Consider the following 18839-nt stretch of genomic DNA (forward strand, 5'->3'; position numbering starts at 1 on the left):
ACGTGGTGACGGCGCCGCTGTCGCCGCGCCGCAACGCCTGGACGGCGCTGATGTTGGCCGCGTGCCTGAGCGCCTGCATGCATCCGGACGAAGACCCGTCGATCGCGCCGCAAATGGCTATCGCCGAGGCGCAACTGCCCGCCGCGGTGTTGCCGCCGACACCGCCGGTGGAGCCGGGCGTGCGGGTCGAGCCCGTCGCCGAACCGGCGCCGGTCGGGGACAGCGCCGCGGACGCCGCGCAGGCGTTCTACCGCATGCATCTGGAATTGAAGGCCAGCGGTTTGCCGGTCGGCGAGGACCTCGCGCGTTACCGGCCGATGCTGTCCAAGCGCCTGCTCGCGCTGATGGCGCCGGCGGCGCGCGAACGCGACCGGGTGATCGCGCAGGAACCGGGCCTGAAACCGCCGTACATCGAAGGCGATCTGTTCACCAGCGCGTTCGAAGGCGCCAGCGCGTTCAAGCTGGGCAAGCGCAGCGTGCTGGGCCCGGATCGGGAAAGTTTCGAAATCGAACTGAGCTACACGCAAGCCGGCGCCGGCTCGCACTGGAAAGACCGCGCGCAGATGCTGCGCGAGGACGGGCGCTGGAAACTCGACGACGTCGAATACGGCGGCGATTGGGATTTCGCCGCGCGTGGACGCTTGTCGGATACGCTCAAGCCCGCTCAATGAAATCGCCGCGTCCCCGGCCGGGGACGCCGCCGCGCAGGAGTCCGTTATGACCCGCTTGGTACTGATCGCCGCACTCGACCGCAAGCACGCCATCGGCCGCGACAACGCCTTGCCGTGGCGATTGTCCGACGATCTCAAGCGTTTCAAGGCGCTGACCCTGGGCAAGCCCTTGCTGATGGGACGCAAGACCGCGCAATCGCTGGGCCGCGCGCTGCCGGGCCGGCGCAACCTGGTGCTGACGCGTTCGGGCGAAGTGCCGTTTGCGGGCATGGAAGCGGTGGGTTCGACCGAACACGCGCTGGAACTGGCCCAGGCCGACGGCGCCGCGGAGTTGTGCGTGATCGGCGGCGGCGAGATTTATGCACTGTGCCTGCCCTCGGCTTCGCGCATGCACCTGACCCGGGTGGACACCGAAGTCGAAGGCGCCGACGCCTTCTTCCCGCGTTTCGACAGCGGCGAGTGGCGCGTGCAATCGCGCGAATCGCACGCGGCCGATGAGCGCAACGAATTCGCGTTCGAGTTCATCGACTACGCGCGGGTCGGCATGGACTGAGCGCCGCAGCCGGTCGGCGTCGGCGAAGCTTGAAAGCCGTTGCGATCCGGCCGCGGCGATTGCGGCACAGTGGAGGCAGACGCGAGCGCGGCGGGCCCGATTACCGCTCGCACGAGGGAGACGACGCATGAGCGGGATCGGTTCCTTACGCGACATCGAAGCTTTGGAAAGCGCGGGCCCGCCGGCGCTGCCGTCGAGCACGCTGGAGATGATCCGCCGCGGCGCGGCGATCGATCCGAACGCGCCGGCGCTGTCGTTCTTCCTGCGCACCGCCGACCACGCCCGCGCCGAGCGCTGGAGCTACGCCGAGTTCCTGCAGCGCATCCATCGCAGCGCCAACGCGTTCCATGCGCTTGGCGCCGACAAGGACACGGTGATCGCCTACGTCCTGCCGAACCTGCCCGAGACCCACCTCACTCTGTGGGGCGGCGAGGCCGCCGGCATCGTCATGGCGATCAATCCGCTGCTCGACGCCGCGGCGATCGGTGCGCTGCTGGCCGAGGCCGGGGCGACGATCCTGGTCACGCTGGCGCCGTTTCCCGGCGTGGACCTGTGGCCGCGCGTGTGCAAGGCGCTGCCGGCGGCGAGCACGCTGCGTCATCTGCTGCTGGTCGATCTGGCCGAACACGTGCCCGGGCCCAGGCGCATCGCCGCGCGCCTGCTCGGCCGCCGCGAACGCTGGCGCCTGCACGGCTGGAGCGGCTTGCGCGGCGCGGTGCCGGCGCAGATCGAGATCCACGATTTCCAGCGCGCGCTGCGCGGCCGCAACGGCGACAGCCTCGACAGCGGCCGGCGCATCGAGCCGGGCGATCGTTCGTCGTATTTCTGCACCGGCGGCACCACCGGGCTACCGAAGATCGCCGTGCGCACCCACGGTAACGAAGTCGCCAACGCCTGGAGCGCGGGGCAGTTCTTCGGCGACGACATGGGATCGAACAAGAACCTGTTCTGCGGGTTGCCGCTGTTTCACGTCAACGCGGCGATGGCGACCGGCCTGATGCCGTTCGCGCGCGGCGCGCACGTGATCCTGGGCACGCCGCAGGGTTATCGCGGCGAGGGCGTGGTGCCGCGTTTCTGGGAACTGGTCGAACGCCACCGCATCCATTTCTTCAGCGGCGTGCCGACCTTGTACGCCGCGCTGATGCAGGTGCCGGTGGCCGGACGCGACGTATCGTCGCTGGAATACGGCCTGTGCGGCGCGTCGCCGATGCCGGTGGAAGTCATCCGCGGCTTTCAGGAACGCACCGGTCTGAAGATTCTGGAAGGCTACGGCTTGACCGAAACGGCCTGCGTGAGCAGTCTCAATCCGCCGATGGGCGAACGCCGCATCGGCTCGATCGGCCTGCGCCTGCCCGGGCAGGCGATGAAGCCGGTGGTGCTGGATGACGGCGGCGCTTACGTGCGCGATTGCGCGGTCGATGAGGTCGGCATCATCGCCATCAGCGGGCCGAACGTATTCGTCGGTTACAAACTCGATGCGCAGAACCAGGGCTTGTGGATCGACTGCGGCGACGGCCGGCGCTGGCTCAACACCGGCGACCTGGGCCGTCAGGACACCGACGGATATTTCTGGCTGACCGGCCGGCGCAAGGATCTGATCATCCGCGGCGGCCACAACATCGACCCGGCGTCGATCGAAGCGCCGTTGCACCGGCATCCGGCGGTGGCGATGGCGGCCGCGGTCGGGCGCCCGGACGCGCACGCCGGCGAGGTGCCGGTGGCCTATGTGCAATTGCAGGCCGGCGCCAGCGCGAGCGAGGACGAGTTGCTGGCGTTCGCGCGCGAGCACGTGGCCGAACGCGCGGCGGTGCCGCGCGCGATCCACATTGTCGAAGCCTTGCCGCTGACGCCGGTCGGCAAGATCTACAAGCCGGCGTTGAAGCAGCGCGAGATCGCCGATGCCTTGGCCCAGGCCTTGCGCGAAGGCGGGGTGGACGCGCCGCGGGTGAGCGCGCGCGAAGACGGATCGCGCGGCGTGGTGGTGGATGTGCGTCTGCGCGATCTTGCCCAAGCCGATGCCGCCGCCAGGATCCTCGGCTTGTTTGCGTTCGCGTTTGAACTGCATGCAGCCGATGACTGACCGCGAGGTCTTTTGTAGGAGGGGCTTCAGCCCCGATGCTTTTCTGTCAGATCGCGATATCGGATCGAAAAGCATCGGGGCTGAAGCCCCTCCCACAAAAGACCTCCTACAAAAGGCCTCCCACAAAAGACCTAGTGCCGAAGCCCGTTGGGCCGGATTCAACGCGCCGCGGTCGCCTCGCCGCTCCGCAACACCGGCCGGTAATGCCCGGTGATCGGGTAATCGAACAACACATCGTCTTCCTGCGTGCCGCGCGCGATGTTGTGCAGCATCAGCGGCCGCCGGCGATCCCAGGATTTGCGGTCGGAGACGATGCCGATATGCGGCACGCCGCTGCGCAGTTCCCAGGTCACCAGATCGCCGGGCCGATAGTCGGCGGCGCTGTCGCTGACCGGCTGCGTCCATCGCTGGCGTTCGAACCAGCGACGCAGGTTCGGCACGCGGCGGTGATCGATGTTGCGGTCGGTGGCGCTGGCGCGCCAGAGGGTCGGGTAACTGGCGAAGTTGGCGCGCATGTCTTCGTGCACGGCCTGCTGCAGATCCAGGCCCTGCGTGCGCAGCGCGCGGATCACCACGTCGGTGCATACGCCGCGGTCGCCGGCGACATCGCCGCCGGGATAGGCCAGTTGCACATAGGCCGGATCGTAGTAGCGGGTGACGCCGATCTGCGCGCGCGCGGCGGCGACCAGCGGCGGCGAAGGCGCGGTTTCGCCCGGCGCCGGTTGCGGCCACACGCGTGCGCCGCTATCGGGCTTCGCCGGTTCCTGCGGCGCGCGCGAGCACGCGGCCGCGGCCAGCGCCACGGTGAAAACGAGGGTCAGGCGAAGTCGCGGCCATCCGTGGCGCATGCGCTGTTCTCTCAGGGCGCCGGCGTCGGGCGCGGTGGCCGCGGGCGCGGCGGATGCGCGGGCACGTCGCGGCCCGGCACCTGCACCAGCCGCAGTTCGTCGGTGTCGAGCTGCAGAGCGGTGAGCTTGCCGCCCCAGACCGCGCCGGTGTCGATGGCGTGCACGCCGTGGCCGATGAACAAGCCCAGGGTGGACCAATGCCCGCAGACGATTTTCAGATCGCGCTCGACCCGGCCGGGCACTTCGTACCACGGGTACAGACCGACCGGCTGGGTGCCGGGGCTGCCCTTGTCTTCGAAGGCGATGCGGCCGCGCGGCGTGCAATAGCGCAGGCGGGTGAATATGTTGATGATCGCGCGGTGGCGGTCGATGCCGGCGAGCTTGGGATTCCAGGCCGGGCGATCGCCGTACATGTTCTTGAGCAGGCGGCGGTATTGATCGCTGTGCAGACGCTCTTCGATCTCGCGCGCATGGCGCTCGGCCATGGCGGTGGTCCACTTCGGCGCCAGGCCGGCGTGCACCATCATCCAGCCGAGCTTGCGGTCGGTGTGCACCAGCTTCTGCATGCGCAGCCAGTCGAGCAGCATCGGCCCGTCTTCGGCCAGCACGATGCGCTGCAGGTCCGGATTGACCTTGCGCTTTTCTTCCTCGGTGCGCTGGCCGATCGCCAGCAGCGACAGATCGTGATTGCCCAGCACGGTCACGCTGTTCTCGCGCAACGAATGCACCAGCCGCAAGGTTTCCAGCGATTGCCCGCCGCGGTTGACCAGATCGCCGCAGAACCACAGCTGGTCGCGCGCCGGATCGAACGCGATCCGCTCAAGCAGCCGCTGGGTGGCGTCGTAACAGCCTTGCAGGTCGCCTATTGCCCAAACGCTCATACCCGGTCCGCGCTCAATGCAGGGTGCGCGGAATGGTGAGCGTGAACGTCGGAACCGGCGCCTCGAACTGGGTGCCGTCGTCGGCCACCATCGCGTAGCTGCCTTCCATCGTTCCCAGGCTGGTTTCCAGCACGGCACCGGAGGTGTATTCGTAATCGTCGCCCGGGCGCAGCCACGGTTGTTCGCCGACGACGCCGTCGCCGCGCACTTCCTGCACCTTGCCGTTGGCGTCGGTGATGACCCAGTGGCGCGAGATCAGACGCGCGGGGATCTTGCCGGCGTTGCGGATGTGGATGGTGTAGGCGAAGACATAGCGGTCCTGCTCCGGCTCGGATTGGTCGTCCAAGTAACGGGTGGCGACGTCGATGTCGAAGACGTAGTCGGGCGGGGGGTTCATAGCGGCAGTTTAAGCAAAGCGGGCATGAAGCGGGAATGAGTCCGGAAAATAACGGTTGGCGCGGCGAAAAGGCCAGGCAGGTCGGACCGCAGTGACCGCGTCGCGCGCCGGCCGCATGCTCGCGCCGACGGGCGCGGCCGCGCTTTTTTCGAAAGCGGAAACCGAGGCCGACGGCGCGAACTTCGCGCGGGCTAGCGTTGCTCCGGCTCGATCGCACCGTTCGCCTTGAGCCAACTCAGCCGGCTCACACAGTCTCCGGCTCGATCGACCCGTTCGCCTTGAGCCAATTGCTCAGGCGCACGAAGTCGGCGACTTCGATCTGCTCGGCGCGCGCGTCCGGACGCAGGCCGGCGGCTTCGATCGATACGCCTTCGCAAATCTGCGACAGCGCGTTGCGCAGGGTCTTGCGACGCTGGCCGAAGGCGTCGCGGACCACGCGCGCGAACAAGGCGCGGTCGTCGATGCCGATCTTGTCCGGCGCATGCGGAATCATCCGCACCACCGCCGAATCCACCTTCGGCGGCGGACGGAACGCGGCCGGCGGGACGTCGAACAAGGCGATCACCTGGCAGTAGGCCTGCAGCATCACGCTTAGCCGTCCGTAGACCTTGCTGCCGGGGCCGGCGGCCATGCGATCGACCACTTCCTTCTGCAGCATGAAGTGCATGTCGCGGATCGCCGCGGCATGGTCCAGCGCATGGAACAGGATCGGCGAGGACAGGTTGTAGGGCAGGTTGCCGACCAGACGGATCCGGCTTTCGTTGGCCAGCGAGGTGAAGTCCACGGTCAGCACGTCGCGATGGATCACTTCCAGGGTGCCGTGGGCGCGCGCGCCGTCGGTGAGCGGGAAGATCAGGTCGCGGTCGAACTCGATCACGGTCAGCTCGCCGTGGCGGTCCAGCAGCGGGAAGGTGATCGCGCCCTGGCCGGGGCCGATCTCGACCAGGCGGTCGCCGGGTTTGGGGTCCACGGCGTGGACGATCATCGAAATGATCCCCTGGTCGTGCAGGAAGTGCTGGCCCAGGTGTTTCTTGGCCTCGGGCTTGAAGCCTTTGGCGTGGGTCTTGGCGGTGCCGGTCATGGCGTGGCTCCGGATGAGCGGCGGGTGCGCGCGATCTGCGCGCAGGTCTGGGCGGCGGCGATCAGGCTGGACGGGTCGGCCAGGCCGCGGCCGGCGAGGTCCAGCGCGGTGCCGTGATCGACCGCCACGCGCGGGTAGGGTAGCCCCAGGGTGAGGTTCACGGCGCGTTCGAAGCCGCTGTACTTAAGCACCGGCAGGCCCTGGTCGTGATACATCGCCACCACCGCGTCAAAGCCGCGCAGCTTGGCCGGCAGGAAGGCGGTGTCGGCCGGCAGCGGGCCGATCAGGTCCAGGCCCTCCAGGCGCAGGGCGGCCAGGACCGGTTCGATCACCTCGATCTCTTCCATGCCCAGGTGCCCGGCTTCGCCGGCGTGCGGGTTCAGGCCGAGCACGGCGATGCGCGGCCGGTCGATGCCGAAGTCGCCGCGCAGGGCGGCGGCGACGGTGCGCAGGGTGCGGCCCAGCGAGACCGGTTCGATCGCGTCGGCGACCGCGCGCAGCGGCAGGTGGGTGGTGGCCAGGCCGACCCGGACGATGTCGTTGGCCAGCATCATCACCACCTCGCGTCCGGCCTGGCGGGCCAGCAGCTCGGTGGTGCCGGTGTAGGCGATGCCGCCGTCGTTGATCACGGCCTTGTGCACGGGGCCGGTGACTAAGCCCTCGAAGCGCCCATCCAGGCAGCCCTGAGCGCCGTCCAGCAGCGCCTGGATCACCGCCGCGGCATTGGCAGGCTCGGGCGTGCCGAAGGCCGGCAGGACGGGATTGGGGATTTCGACCAGGGCCAGCTCGCCGGGTGCCCGTGAGGGGCGATCGGGCGGCAACAGGGTCAGGGGCAGGCCGAGCGCGTCGGCGGCGGCGCGCAGGCTGCGCGGATCGGCGAAACCGATCAGATCGTAATCGCGCGGCTGCTGCAGCAGCCGCACGCACAGCTCCGGCCCGACGCCGGCCGGCTCGCCCGGCACCAGCGCGAGCCGGGGCGGGGTCATATCAGCCGCCGGCCGGTTTGGCCGGAACGGTGGTCTCGGTGCCGGGCTGGCTGGCGTCGGCGGCCTTGCCGACGCGGAAGTCCACGTAGGCTTCGCCGCGCTTCTCGCGCAGGAAGCGGTTCCATTCCTCTTCCAGCTTGCGCCGGCCGATGGTCTCCTGGACCTGGGCGCGCTTGCTCTGGTCGGCGACGTCGCTCTGACGCGTGCCCAGGCGCTGGACGATGTGGTAACCGGCGGTGGTGTGGATCGGCTGCGAGACTTCGTTGTCGGTCAGCGCGGCGACCGCGCCGCCGAACTCGGGACCGAACTCGTCCTGGGTGAACCAGCCCAGATCGCCGCCCTTGCCCTGGGTGCCCAGGTCTTCCGAGCTTTCCTTGACCACGTCCTCGAACTTGGCGCCGCCGGCGATGCGCGCGCGCAGTGTCTCGGCCTTGGCCTTGGCCTGAGCTTCGGTGGTGGTGTCGTTGATGCGCACCAGGACGTGGCGGGCGTGGTACTGGGTGACCATCTGCGGGCCCGACTGCGAGGCGTCGCGCACTTCGACCAGCTTGAGCAGCTGGAAGCCGCTGGGGCCGCGGATCGGGTCGGTGACTTCGCCGGCCTTCATCGACTTCATCATCTCGCCGAACGCGGCCGGGATTTCGTCGAGGCTGCGCCAGCCCAGGTCGCCGCCTTCCAGCGCGTTGGGGCTGTCGGAGTAGCGCACCGCGGCGGCGTTGAAGTCCATCTCGCCCTTGGCGATCAGGGTCTTCACGCCATCGACCTTCTTCTGCGCCGTGGTGATCTGCTCGGGCGTGGCGCCTTCGGGCAGGGCGATCAGGATGTGGGCGAGGTGGTACTGGGTGCCGGTGTTGGCCTGCGCCTTCAGGGCCGCGTCGATTTCCGCGTCGCTGACCGAGACGCGGGTCTGGGCGAAACGCTGACGCAGGCGCTGGACCAGCAGTTCATCGCGGATCGAGGTGCGGAAGTCGGTGTAGGAACTGCCGTCGCGGGCCAGCTGCTGGCGCAGCTGGTCGATGCTGAGCTTGTTGGACTGGGCGATGCTGCCGATGGCCTGATCGACTTCCTGATCGGTCACGCGCACGCCGGTGCCCTGGGCCTGGGCGACCTGGATCTTGAGCAGGATCAGGCGTTCGAGCACCTGCCGCTCGAGCACGTCGCGCGGCGGCAGCTGCTCGCTGCGGCCGGCGTACTGGGTGAGGATATTGGCGACGGCGCGATCGAGCTCGGTCTTGAGGATGACGTCCTCGTCCACCACTGCGGCGATACGGTCGATCGGCTGCTTGTCCTGGGCGTGGACGCTGCTCAGCAGCAGGCCAGCGGCAAGGAAACCAGCGAACAGCGGGCTCGCGAAACGTTTGTTCATAGGGTCGGGTCGAGGGTCGAGTCGTCGGCGTCGTTGCCGCGGTTTTGGCGGCTGACCGTGGGAGACGGCGGCGCCAGATACAGGTCGTCGCGGTTATAGCCGAGAATAGCACGGCGCAAAACGCGCTCCGTGTTCTGGCCGGCCGAGCCTAGGCCCTTGAGCTCGAACTCCACCTGAAGCGAGCTGTTGAGGTCTTCGGAGCGGTTGCGCTGGTAGCGGCGGGCGATCAGGCGCACCGCCAGGCAGCAGCTTTCCCACTGCACGCCGCCGATCTGCTCGAGCGGACGCTTGTCCTTGATCGAGTAGTAATAGCGGCCGACCACGCTCCAGTTGTTGTTGATCGGGTACAGGAAGGAGAAGTCGGCCTGCTCGTACTGGTCGCGCACGTCGCGCGGGGCATCCAGGGCGGCGCTGAGGTTGCGGCGGTAGCGGTAGGCGAAGTTGACCACGCCGGTATCGCGGAACAGGTAGCGGGCGCGGAAGGTGGCCACGTCCTCGCTGCGCAGGCGCGGATCCCACTGGTAGGTGGCGTTGATGGTCCAGCGGTCGCTGGGCGAGACGCTGACGTCGGCCACCCAGGCCGACTTGCCCTGCTTGATCGGGGTTTCCGCGCCGATCACGGTGCGGATGTCGTCGAAGTACTGGATCTGGCCGATGCTGGCGGCCAGGCGCTCGCGGCCGTCCTCGGAATTGATCAGGCGGGTGGTCAGCGCGGTGGTCAGCTGGTTGGCGTCGGTCTGGCGATCGGCGCCGGAGTAGCGGTTGTCGCGGAACAGCGCGCCCCAGCTGAACGACATCGGGTTGGTGTCGAACAGCGGAATGCCGTTCTGGTCGCGGTAGGGCGCACGCAGGTAGAACACGCGCGGTTCCAGGGTGTGGATGTAGCTGTCGCCGCGGATTTCGGTCTCGCGATCGAAGTACAGGCCGGCGTCGATCGAGGTGATCGGCAGGCTGCGGGTGGGCGACTTGTTGTAGAAGCTGCGCACCAGTTCCGGCGTCTTGGTCACCGTGCCGTTGCTGGCGAGGACGAAGGCGTCGGCTTGCTGGTCGGCCATCTGCTGGGCCAGGTCGCCTTCCAGCTCGTAAGCGGTATAGCGCCAGGCCAGCTTGGGCCGGATGAACCAGGCCGCGCCTTCCAGCGGGAGGCTGACGTAAGGCTTGATGTCGAAGCGGCTGCCGCCGGGAATCGCCCGCCGCAGACTCGTCGGAACGCCGGGACTGGTATCGCCCGGAGTGAACTTCATGTCCTCGTGCTGGAAGCGCACGGCCTCGGTGTCCACGCCGGTCTCGACCCACTTGTTCCACGGCTGCGCCCAATGGAAGGTCGCGCGCGGCAGGCGGTCGTAGGCCAGCGAGTTTTCCTGCAGGGTGAAGTCGGCCAGCTGGTTGTGGTCGGCGGTGAAGCTGGCGTCCCAATAGCGGCCGCGGCCGTAGATGCCCACTTCGCTGCGCAGCGAGATCGCCGACTGGCCGTACAGGCTGTTGCTGAAATCCTGCAGGTAGTACTTGTCGCTGACCCAGGCCAGGTTGGCGGCGGCGTACCAGGTGCCGTCCAGGCGGTGGGTGGTCTTGAGCGCGAACTCGCCGCGGTTCTTCTCCGGCAGACGGTCCTTCGGAATCGGGAACAGCTCCGGGCCGCCGCGGCGGTAATCGGTGTAGCGGTTGCGGTCGTTGCTGGGCAGGTCGTCGTTGGGCATCCAGTTGCCCGAGACCTCGCCGGAGCCGCGCTCGTACAGCCAGCGGAACTCGCCGCCCATCGCCACGCCGCGCTTGCTCATGTAGCGCGGGAACAAGGTCGCGTCGTAGTTCGGCGCCAGGTTGAGGTAGATCGGCTGGCGCCAGTCGAAGCCGTTCTTGCCCGACACGCCGATGTTCGGGAACAGCAGGCCGGTGCGGCGGCGGTCGTCGATGGGGAACATCAGCCACGGCACGTACAGCACCGGCACCTTGCCGATGCGCAGCACCGCGTTGTGGGCCACGCCCATGCCTTCGTCGGTGTTCAGGTCGATGCGGTGCGCGCGCAGCTCCCACACGCGCTGGTTCGGCGCGCAGGTGGAATAGGTCGAGCCGTGCAGAGCGCCCTTGGCGCCGTTCAAGTCGATGCGCTCGGCGCCGCCGTTGCCGCGGCGCGAGGTCAGCTGGTACTCGACGTCGTCGATGCGGTGCTGATCGGCGTTCTGGTCGCCCTCGGCGTGCTCGGCCACCAGGCGCATGCTGGAATCCTGGTAGCGCACGTGGCCTTCGGCCGTGTACTTGCCCGATTCCTGGTTGTAGCTGAGCTTGTCGGTGCCCAGGAACTGGTCGCCGCGGCTGAGCCGGACGTTGTCCTGGACCACGATGTTCTGCTCGTCGCTGCCGCGCTGCAGGGTGCCGCCGTCGATGTCGGTCGGCTGGGCGGCGCGCTGGTCGGCGGTGCCGGTGGGGGCGGGGGCGTCGTCGAAGGACGGCACCGCGTCGATCAGCGGGCACAGCCCCCAATTCTCGTTGTCGTCCGCCGCGTAAGCGGGCAGAGCGATGGCGATGCACAACGACAACGGGAGCAGGCGGAGGGGTTTGCGCACGCGAGCATCCGGCAGACGGAAAACGGCCGTTAGATTGCCGTATCCCTTGCAAGCGGGCAACGCGAACGCCATCTATCGGGCTCCGGCGTTCAGTTCCGCGAACGCCCGCCGGCCCGGACCTGAGCGTTCCCGGCGCCGGCCCGCCCGCCTTTTGGAGGAGACATGAGCCAGCATCCCCGCCCCAACTCCGGCACCGATTCCAACCCGGCCGCGCCGGCGGTCGAGAAGAGCGAAGCTGAATGGCGCGAGCAACTGTCGCCAGAGCAATACGCCGTGTGCCGTTGCTCGGCCACCGAGCGCGCCTTCACCGGCCGTTTCTGGAATCACAAGGAAGCCGGCACCTATACCTGCGTGGCCTGCGGCGAGCCGCTGTTCTCCTCGCAGGCCAAGTACGACTCAGGCAGCGGCTGGCCCAGCTACTACCAGCCATTGAGTGCCGACGCGGTGGCCGAACATGCCGACGAAAGTCACGGTATGCGCAGGATCGAGGTCAAATGTGCGCGCTGCGACTCGCACCTGGGGCACGTGTTCCCGGACGGCCCCAAGCCCACCGGGTTGCGTTACTGCATCAATTCGGCGTCGCTGGGATTCCGCGGCGACGACGGCAAAACCCCGGGCTGAGATCGCCCGCGGCCCGATCCGGACCTGGTCCGGGTCGGGCCCGTCCCGCGCGGGACTCAGGCCATCAACGCGCCGACATGCGCCACCGAGCTCTCGCGCAGCGCGGCCAGGTCGTAGCCGCCTTCCAGCATCGACACCACCCGGCCCAGCGCATGGCGCTCGGCGATCGCCACCAGTTCGGCGGTGATCCAGTGGAAATCCTCGCCGTCCAGTTCCACCTGCGCCAGCGGGTCGCGCTTGTGCGCGTCGAAGCCGGCCGAGATCAGCACCAGTTGCGGACGGAAGCCGTCGATGGTCGGCAGCAGCCGTTCGCGCCAGACCCGGCGGAAGCCTTCGCTGCCCGTGCCCGGCGGCAGCGGCGCGTTGACGATGTTGCCGACGCCGCGCTCGTGCACGTAGCCGGTGTCCGGATACAGTGGCATCTGGTGCGAACTGACGTACATCACCCTAGGATCGGTATCGAAGATCGCCTGGGTGCCGTTGCCGTGATGGACGTCGAAATCGATCACCGCCACCCGCGTCAGCCCGTGCTTCTCGCAGGCGTGGGCGGCGGCGACGGCGATGTTGTTGAACAGGCAAAAGCCCATCGCCGCATCGATGGTGGCGTGATGGCCGGGCGGCCGCACCGCGCAGAACACGCGCTTGTCCTCGCCCTTGATCACCGCATCGACCGCGGCCACGCCGGCGCCGGCCGCGCGCAACGCGGCTTCGGCCGAGCCCGGCGCGAGTACGGTGTCCGGATCGAGTTGCATCGGCCCATCGACCACGCTGTCGAGCACCAGCGACAACAGCCCGTCGCCGTGCGCGCGCAGCAACTGGCCGCGGCTGGCCAGCGGCGCTTCGCACCATTGCAGATCCGGATAGGCCTCGCGCAGCGCCTCGGTCACCGCGACCAGACGCAACGGCCGCTCGGCATGACCCGGACCCGGGTCGTGGCGCGTGCAGGCCGGATGCGTGTAGATGCGCACGATCAGCCCTTGCGGCGCTCGTGGTTCCAGGTGACCTCGCCATGGCCGCCGGCGCGGGCCAGCACGCGGGCGATCACGAACAACAGGTCGGACAGGCGGTTGAGGTAACGCACCGCTTCGGGGCGCACGCTTTCCAGGCGCGACAGCGCCACGGTTTCGCGTTCGGCGCGGCGCACCACGGTGCGCGCGATGTGGCAGCGCGCAGCAGCTTCGCCGCCGGCGGGCAGGATGAATTCCTTCAGCGCCGGCAGGTCGTCGTTATGGCCGTCCAGCCACTGCTCCAGGCGATCGATGTCGGCATCGAAGATCGCCGCGTGGCCGGGGATGCACAGCTCCGCGCCGAGGTCGAACATCTGATGCTGGATCGCGACCAGCTGATCGCGAACCAATGCCGGCAGATCGCTCGCCAACACCAGTCCGATGGTCGAGTTGGCCTCGTCCACCGTGCCGTAGGCATCCACGCGCGCCGAGTCCTTGCCGGTGCGACTGCCGTCGCCCAGGCCGGTGCTGCCGTCGTCGCCGGTACGGGTATAGATTTTCGAAAGACGGTTGCCCATCGGGCCGATCAGCGCTGGTTGTGATCGTTCGGCGCCGGCAGCGGCTTGTCGGCCTTGCTGGCGCTCGCGGCGATGGCCTGGACCACGGTGGCGATGCCGACATAGGTCGCGGTGGTGCGCAGGTACGGCAGCAGCCATTCGAAGTAGTTCGCGGCCCAGCCGGCGAAGGACTTGTCCTGCACCGAGTCGGAGATCCAGTAGAAGCTGCCCTGGCTCAGCAACTGGCACAGCGCGACCGAGCCGATCAGCGCGACCGCGGTCAGGCCCAGCGTGCGCCAGCTGCGGCTGTAGTTGCGCGACACCCACAGGCCGCCGGCCCACATCGCGAAGTACGCCGGCACCAGGAACCAGTACGCCGCCGACACGCAGTAGTGCTCCCAGAAATTGATGCCCTGACGGGTGATCACGGCGTAGTCGATCGCCACCGCCAGCGCCATCAGCAGCGGGAACGCCCAGCGGGTCCAGGTGCGCAGGTAGAAGCCGCCGATGAAGAACACCGCCCAGGATGCGTCGGGGATCGGCGTCCAGTGATTGACGCGGGTAGCGACCATCAACACGGCCAGCAGGGCGAGGATCAGACTGTTGCGGGTGTTCGGCTTCATGGGTTCGGTCTCCTGACGCCGGACCGGCGCGTCGATCCGCACATTCTAAGGAACCTGCGACCAAAGTGCCGGTTTGCTTGCGGGGGCGGTCGCGGGCTGGGAGGCGCTGTCTCTCTAAGTGATTGATTCGCTAGGTCTGAGCGGAAAGCATCGGGCCTGAAGGCGCTCCCACAAAAGATTGCGTGGCCGCGAAGTGTGTTGTGGGAGGGCCTTCAGGCCCGACGCTCTTCTGTCAGCCACCCACATCCATCCAACCCGATCCGAACAGACGCTGCACGGACGCCGCCGTATCATGAACGCATGACTTCCGACGCCACGCAGCAGTCTCCGCACGCCGCCGTCCACGCCAGCCACGATGTCCTGATCGTCGGCGGCGGACTGGTCGGCGCCAGTCTCGCCATCGCCCTGGACCGGATCGGCCTGGACGTGGGCCTGATCGAAGCCGCGCCGCCCGGCGCGCTGCCGGCGGTGTTCGACGAGCGCAACCTCAGCTTCGCCGAAGCCACCGTCAACGCGTTGAGCGCGCTGGGCGTGCTGCAGAAACTGCGCGCGCCGACCGGCTCGATCCGCCGCATCCACATCAGCCGCCGCGGCGATTTCGGCCGCGCCGTGCTCGACGCGCAGCGCTACGGCCGCGAAGAGTTCGGCCGCATCGTGGTCGCGCGCGATTTCGGCGAAGCGCTGGAGGCGCGCCTGGCCGAGCTGCCGCGGCTGCAGCGCTATCGGCCGGTAAGGTTCGTGGGGCTGGCCGACGAAACGTGTGAACGCGATGTGGGTTCGGCCGGCGAAACTCAGGCGGGTGATGCGGATGCATCGTCCCGGCGCGGCGTAGACGTCGCGACTGGCGCGGGCTTCGGGTGGCGCGCGATCCGCGTCGCCGACGGCGCCGGCGAACGCGTGCTGCGCGCGCGCCTGTTGATCGCCGCCGACGGCACCCGCAGCGGCGTGCGCGAAGCGCTGGACATCGGCGCGGACGAATACGACTACGGCCAGACCTTGTTCATCGCCCGTCTGCGCTGCGAACGCGCGCCCGACGGCACCGCCTACGAGCGCCTGGGCGATGAAGGCCCGACCGCGCTGCTGCCGCGCGGCGATCGCCATTACGGCCTGATCCACGGCGTCGCCAACGCCGAAGCCGACGCGGTCGCCGCGCTCGACGAGGCCGGCTTCCTGGCGCGCGTGCAAGAAGCCTTCGGCTGGCGCGCCGGCCGCTTCGTCGCCTGCGGCGCGCGCGGCATGCATCCGGCGATCCGGGTGCTGGCGCGCCGCACCACCGCGCGCCGCGCGGTGCTGGTCGGCAATGCCGCGCAGACCATCCACCCGATCGGCGCGCAGGGTTTCAACCTGGGGTTGCGCGACGCGATGACCCTGGCCGAACTGATCGAACACGACTTGAGCGCGAACGCGGCGCAAGCCGATTGCGGCAGCGCCGATCTGCTCGAACGTTACGCGCGCCGCCGCGCCGAAGACCGCGAGCGCACGGTGAATTTCTCCGACTCGCTGGCGCGCATCGCCTCCAACGCCACGCCCTTGCTGCGTCCGCTGCGCAGCCTGGGATTGCTGGCGCTGGACCGGCTGCCGACCGCGCAATCGATGCTGGTCGGCGGCGCGATGGGTTATCGCGGCGACGTCCCGGCGCTGTGCCGCGGCGAAACCGGTGCCGATGCCTGGGGCGCGGGAGGCCGCGCATGAGCCGGCGCGAGATGTTGGACATCGTCGTGGTCGGCGCCGGCGTGGTCGGCGCGGCGGCGGCGCTGGGGTTCGCCCGGGACGGTTTCGAGGTGGCCCTGGTCGAAGCGCGCGAACCCGCGCCGTGGTCGTCGCAACAGCCCGACCTGCGCGTGTACGCATTCGCTCCGGACAACGCCGCGCTGCTGGACAATCTGGGCGTGTGGCCGTCGGTGCGCGATGCGCGCGTGCAGCCCTACCGCACGATGCGGGTGTGGGACGCGGCCGGCGGCGGCGAGCTGCATTTCGATGCCGACGCCTTCGGCCGGCGCGAGCTGGGCTGGATCGTCGAACACGGCCTGCTGGTCGATCGCCTGTGGTCGGCGCTGCCGGCGGCGGGCGTGCAGATGTATTGCCCCGATCAGGTCGAAGCGCTGGAACTCGATGCGCCCGACAGCGTCGGCGTGGTGCTGGCCGGCGGCCGTCGCCTGCGCTCGCGCTTGCTGATCGCCGCCGACGGCGCCGAATCCAGACTGCGCGAACTGGCCGGCATACAGGCGCCGGCGCACGACTACGGCCAACGCGGTCTGGTCGCTTACATCGACAGCGAACTGAGCCACGAGGCGACCTGCTGGCAGCGATTCCTGCCGAGCGGGCCGTTGGCGTTCCTGCCGGCGCAGGGCGAAGAAGGCGCGCGCGACCGCCGCAGTTCGATCGTGTGGACCTTGCCGGCGAACGAGGCCGACCGCCTGCTGGGCCTGGACGAGAACGCATTCGCGAACGCGCTCGAACGCGCCTTCGCCGGGCGCCTGGGCGCGCTGGCCCTGGCGTCCAAGCGCGCCGCGTTTCCGCTGCGCCGTCAGCTGGCCGAGCGCTACGTCTCCGGCCGCGTCGTCGTCGCCGGCGACGCCGCGCACGTGGTGCATCCGCTGGCCGGGCAGGGAGTCAACCTGGGCCTGCGCGATATCGCCGGTTTGCGCGAAACGCTGGCGCAGGCGCGCAAGCGCGGGCTCGATCCGGGTTCGCCCACGCGTCTGGCGCGCTGGGCGCGCGAACGCCGCAGCGAAAACGCTCTGGCCGCGTACGGCTTCGACAGCTTGAACAAACTGTTCTCGAACGACGATTTCGCCGCGACGATGCTGCGCGGGCCGATGCTCGGCCTGGCCGGCAAGTTGCCGCCGTTGACGCATTATTTCTGGCGCCGCGCGGCGGGTGTCTGAGTCGAGCGGACGATGGGCCGCGCGCTGCGGCGCCGCGCTGTGCATGGTGGTGTCGGGCGCGGCCGTCGCCACCCGCCAATGCCCGCCGGAAAGCGGGGAGAAATCTACGCTGTTCTGGGCCGCGGGCTGGAGCGTGTTCGGCCTGTTCCTGCTGCTGGGGCTGGCCATCGCGATCGGCGCGGTGCGCGCCACGCGCACTCAGCGTTGGACCCGGCGCGTGCCGCTGCTGATCCTGGCGGCCGCGGTGATGTTGGGATCGTGGGTGCTCGGCCTGCTCGTGTTCGTCAACGGATTCGTGATGGTGTGTTGATCCGGCCGGATCAGTCTTCGTGGAACCGCTGCCGCGTATTGAGCAGATACACCGACACCAGCACCCCGACCACCGCCACGCCCATCACGTAATACGCCGGCGCCATGCCGCCCAGATGCGAGGCCATGTAGCCGATCAGCGGCGGCGTCAGCGCGCCGAACACGGCGTAGGCGACGTTGTATGAGAACGACAAGCCCGAGAACCGCACCGGCGCCGGGAACGACGCCACCATCACCGCCGGGATCACCCCGACCACGCCGACGAACACGCCCGCCAACGCATACAGCGGCAGGAAGTTGTGCGCGCCGTGGTTGAGGTCGTAATACAGCGCGAAGCTGCTGGCCAACACGCCCAGCGAGCCGATCAGCAGCGCCTTGCCGCGGCCGAGCTTGTCCACCAGCAAGCCGCCGCCGACCGCGCTCAAAGTCAGGAAGAACGCCGCCAGGGAATTGCCCAGGAACGCGCGCGCCGGTTCAATGCCGAACTTCTGCTGCACGATGGTCGGCGTCATCAGGATGATCACCACGATCGCCGCGGTCAGCAGCCACGTCACCAGCATCGACAGCACCACGCCGTCCAGGTGATTGCGCAGCACCTGCTTGAGCGGCAATTCCTGCACCAGTTGGCGGCTGGCGCGCATCGCCGCGAACACCGGCGTCTCGCTGAGCCAGCGGCGCAGATACACCGCCAGGAAACCGAACACGCCGCCGATCACGAACGGCACGCGCCAGACCCCGCCCAGCACTTGTTCGGGCGTGAACCAGGTGTTGATCGCGGTGGAAATCAGCGAACCGATCAGGATGCCGGCGGTGAGTCCCGCCGACAGCGTCGCGCAAGCGAAACCGACGCGGCCGCGTGGCGCATGTTCGGCGACGAAAGTCCATGCGCCCGGCACTTCGCCGCCGATCGCGATGCCCTGCACGATGCGCAGCGCCAGCAGCAACAGCGGCGCGGCGATGCCGATCTGCGCGTACACCGGCAACAGGCCGATGAACAGCGTCGGCAGCGCCATCAGGAACACGCTGAGCGTGAACATGCGCTTGCGTCCGGAGCGGTCGCCGAAGTGGGCCATGATGATGCCGCCGATCGGCCGCACCAGATAACCGGCGGCGAAGATGCCGTAGATCTGCAAGGTGCCGAGCCAGGTCGGCATGTCCGGCGGGAAGAACAGATGGCGCAAAGTCTCGGTCAGGAACACGAAGATGACGAAATCGTAGAACTCCAACGCGCCGCCGAGCGCGGACAGCAGCAAGGTGCGGAAGTCGCTGCGATTCAGCGGGCGAGCGGCGTCGGGAACGATCGTTGTGGCGGTCATGGCGTGCGGCGTGTCGGGCGGACGGGGGAGGCAAGGCACTATGCCGCAACGCCGGGCCGACGCAAGTCACAGGATGTGTGATCCGGCCTAAAGTAGTAGTGCGGGGGCCGCGCGGCCGATGCTAGAAACACAGGGTCTCCGTTCCCCCGCAGAG

At 68.7% G+C, this 18839-nt stretch carries 18 protein-coding genes; 7 read left to right on the plus strand and 11 right to left on the minus strand.

Features of this window, described 5'->3' with window-relative positions; genetic code table 11:
- Window positions 1-5: 5 nt before the first annotated feature.
- From AB4Y92_RS19060 to AB4Y92_RS19070, 3 genes are all read left to right on the plus strand, one after another.
- A complete protein-coding gene (locus AB4Y92_RS19060; RefSeq protein ID WP_441821087.1) occupies window positions 6-671 on the plus strand; it encodes a hypothetical protein in 666 nt (221 codons plus the stop codon).
- A gap of 46 nt (window positions 672-717) precedes the next feature.
- The gene (locus tag AB4Y92_RS19065) at window positions 718-1224 is read left to right on the plus strand and encodes a dihydrofolate reductase (RefSeq protein ID WP_441821088.1); all 507 of its coding nucleotides are present in this window, start codon (window positions 718-720) and stop codon (window positions 1222-1224) included.
- 127 nt (window positions 1225-1351) lie between these two features.
- Window positions 1352-3304 (plus strand): acyl-CoA synthetase, encoded by a 1953-nt coding sequence (locus tag AB4Y92_RS19070; RefSeq protein ID WP_441821089.1) that lies wholly within the window; start codon window positions 1352-1354, stop codon window positions 3302-3304.
- A 158-nt stretch (window positions 3305-3462) separates the two neighbouring features.
- On the opposite strand, the gene AB4Y92_RS19075 is transcribed toward AB4Y92_RS19070, so the two are convergent.
- The 7 genes from AB4Y92_RS19075 to lptD form a co-directional block, all read right to left on the minus strand.
- Window positions 3463-4152 carry a DUF1287 domain-containing protein gene (locus AB4Y92_RS19075; protein WP_441821090.1) on the minus strand — a complete coding sequence of 230 codons (690 nt, stop codon included), beginning with the start codon at window positions 4150-4152 and terminating at the stop codon, window positions 3463-3465.
- Window positions 4153-4163: 11 nt separating this feature from the next.
- On the minus strand, window positions 4164-5033 hold the full coding sequence (locus tag AB4Y92_RS19080) for a symmetrical bis(5'-nucleosyl)-tetraphosphatase (protein ID WP_441821091.1): 870 nt from the start codon (window positions 5031-5033) through the stop codon (window positions 4164-4166).
- A gap of 13 nt (window positions 5034-5046) precedes the next feature.
- Complete coding sequence (apaG, locus tag AB4Y92_RS19085; protein WP_057943971.1) at window positions 5047-5430, minus strand: Co2+/Mg2+ efflux protein ApaG; 384 nt, start codon at window positions 5428-5430, stop codon at window positions 5047-5049.
- Between the two features lie 244 nt (window positions 5431-5674).
- Window positions 5675-6511 carry a 16S rRNA (adenine(1518)-N(6)/adenine(1519)-N(6))-dimethyltransferase RsmA gene (rsmA, locus tag AB4Y92_RS19090; protein WP_441821092.1) on the minus strand — a complete coding sequence of 279 codons (837 nt, stop codon included), beginning with the start codon at window positions 6509-6511 and terminating at the stop codon, window positions 5675-5677.
- Window positions 6508-7497 carry a 4-hydroxythreonine-4-phosphate dehydrogenase PdxA gene (gene pdxA / locus AB4Y92_RS19095; protein WP_441821093.1) on the minus strand — a complete coding sequence of 330 codons (990 nt, stop codon included), beginning with the start codon at window positions 7495-7497 and terminating at the stop codon, window positions 6508-6510. Before pdxA ends, rsmA begins: the two co-directional genes overlap by 4 nt.
- Before the next feature lies 1 nt (window position 7498).
- Complete coding sequence (locus AB4Y92_RS19100) at window positions 7499-8863, minus strand: peptidylprolyl isomerase (RefSeq protein WP_215058944.1); 1365 nt, start codon at window positions 8861-8863, stop codon at window positions 7499-7501.
- Window positions 8860-11424, minus strand: coding sequence for an LPS assembly protein LptD (gene lptD / locus AB4Y92_RS19105; protein ID WP_441821094.1), 2565 nt, complete (start codon window positions 11422-11424; stop codon window positions 8860-8862). The genes AB4Y92_RS19100 and lptD overlap by 4 nt, the downstream gene beginning before the upstream one ends.
- A gap of 162 nt (window positions 11425-11586) precedes the next feature.
- Between lptD and msrB the strand changes: the two genes are divergently transcribed.
- Complete coding sequence (msrB, locus tag AB4Y92_RS19110; protein ID WP_441821095.1) at window positions 11587-12045, plus strand: peptide-methionine (R)-S-oxide reductase MsrB; 459 nt, start codon at window positions 11587-11589, stop codon at window positions 12043-12045.
- Window positions 12046-12101: 56 nt separating this feature from the next.
- Here the strand turns inward: msrB and AB4Y92_RS19115 are convergent, their stop codons facing one another.
- Genes AB4Y92_RS19115 through AB4Y92_RS19125 form a run of 3 tightly spaced genes read right to left on the minus strand, consistent with a single transcriptional unit; the run spans window position 12102 to window position 14172 of the window.
- Window positions 12102-13013, minus strand: coding sequence for a histone deacetylase family protein (locus AB4Y92_RS19115; protein ID WP_441821096.1), 912 nt, complete (start codon window positions 13011-13013; stop codon window positions 12102-12104).
- Between the two features lie 2 nt (window positions 13014-13015).
- Complete coding sequence (locus tag AB4Y92_RS19120; RefSeq protein WP_441821097.1) at window positions 13016-13570, minus strand: cob(I)yrinic acid a,c-diamide adenosyltransferase; 555 nt, start codon at window positions 13568-13570, stop codon at window positions 13016-13018.
- An 8-nt stretch (window positions 13571-13578) separates the two neighbouring features.
- Entirely contained in the window at window positions 13579-14172 is a 594-nt protein-coding gene (locus tag AB4Y92_RS19125; RefSeq protein ID WP_441821098.1) for a hypothetical protein, read from the minus strand.
- A gap of 300 nt (window positions 14173-14472) precedes the next feature.
- Between AB4Y92_RS19125 and AB4Y92_RS19130 the strand changes: the two genes are divergently transcribed.
- Genes AB4Y92_RS19130 through AB4Y92_RS19140 form a run of 3 tightly spaced genes read left to right on the plus strand, consistent with a single transcriptional unit; the run spans window position 14473 to window position 17370 of the window.
- The gene (locus AB4Y92_RS19130) at window positions 14473-15864 is read left to right on the plus strand and encodes an FAD-dependent monooxygenase (protein ID WP_441821099.1); all 1392 of its coding nucleotides are present in this window, start codon (window positions 14473-14475) and stop codon (window positions 15862-15864) included.
- Window positions 15861-17060: an FAD-dependent oxidoreductase gene (locus AB4Y92_RS19135; RefSeq protein ID WP_441821100.1), complete on the plus strand. Its 1200-nt coding sequence runs from the start codon at window positions 15861-15863 to the stop codon at window positions 17058-17060. Before AB4Y92_RS19130 ends, AB4Y92_RS19135 begins: the two co-directional genes overlap by 4 nt.
- Window positions 17053-17370, plus strand: a complete 318-nt coding sequence (locus AB4Y92_RS19140; RefSeq protein WP_441821101.1) for a hypothetical protein — start codon at window positions 17053-17055, stop codon at window positions 17368-17370. Before AB4Y92_RS19135 ends, AB4Y92_RS19140 begins: the two co-directional genes overlap by 8 nt.
- A 10-nt stretch (window positions 17371-17380) precedes the next feature.
- Here AB4Y92_RS19140 and AB4Y92_RS19145 read toward each other — a convergent pair whose 3' ends face one another.
- A complete protein-coding gene (locus AB4Y92_RS19145) occupies window positions 17381-18685 on the minus strand; it encodes an MFS transporter (RefSeq protein ID WP_441821102.1) in 1305 nt (434 codons plus the stop codon).
- Window positions 18686-18839: the final 154 nt, after the last annotated feature.

The organism is Lysobacter sp. TAB13 (genome assembly GCF_052113885.1).
Taxonomy (GTDB): domain Bacteria; phylum Pseudomonadota; class Gammaproteobacteria; order Xanthomonadales; family Xanthomonadaceae; genus Lysobacter; species Lysobacter gummosus.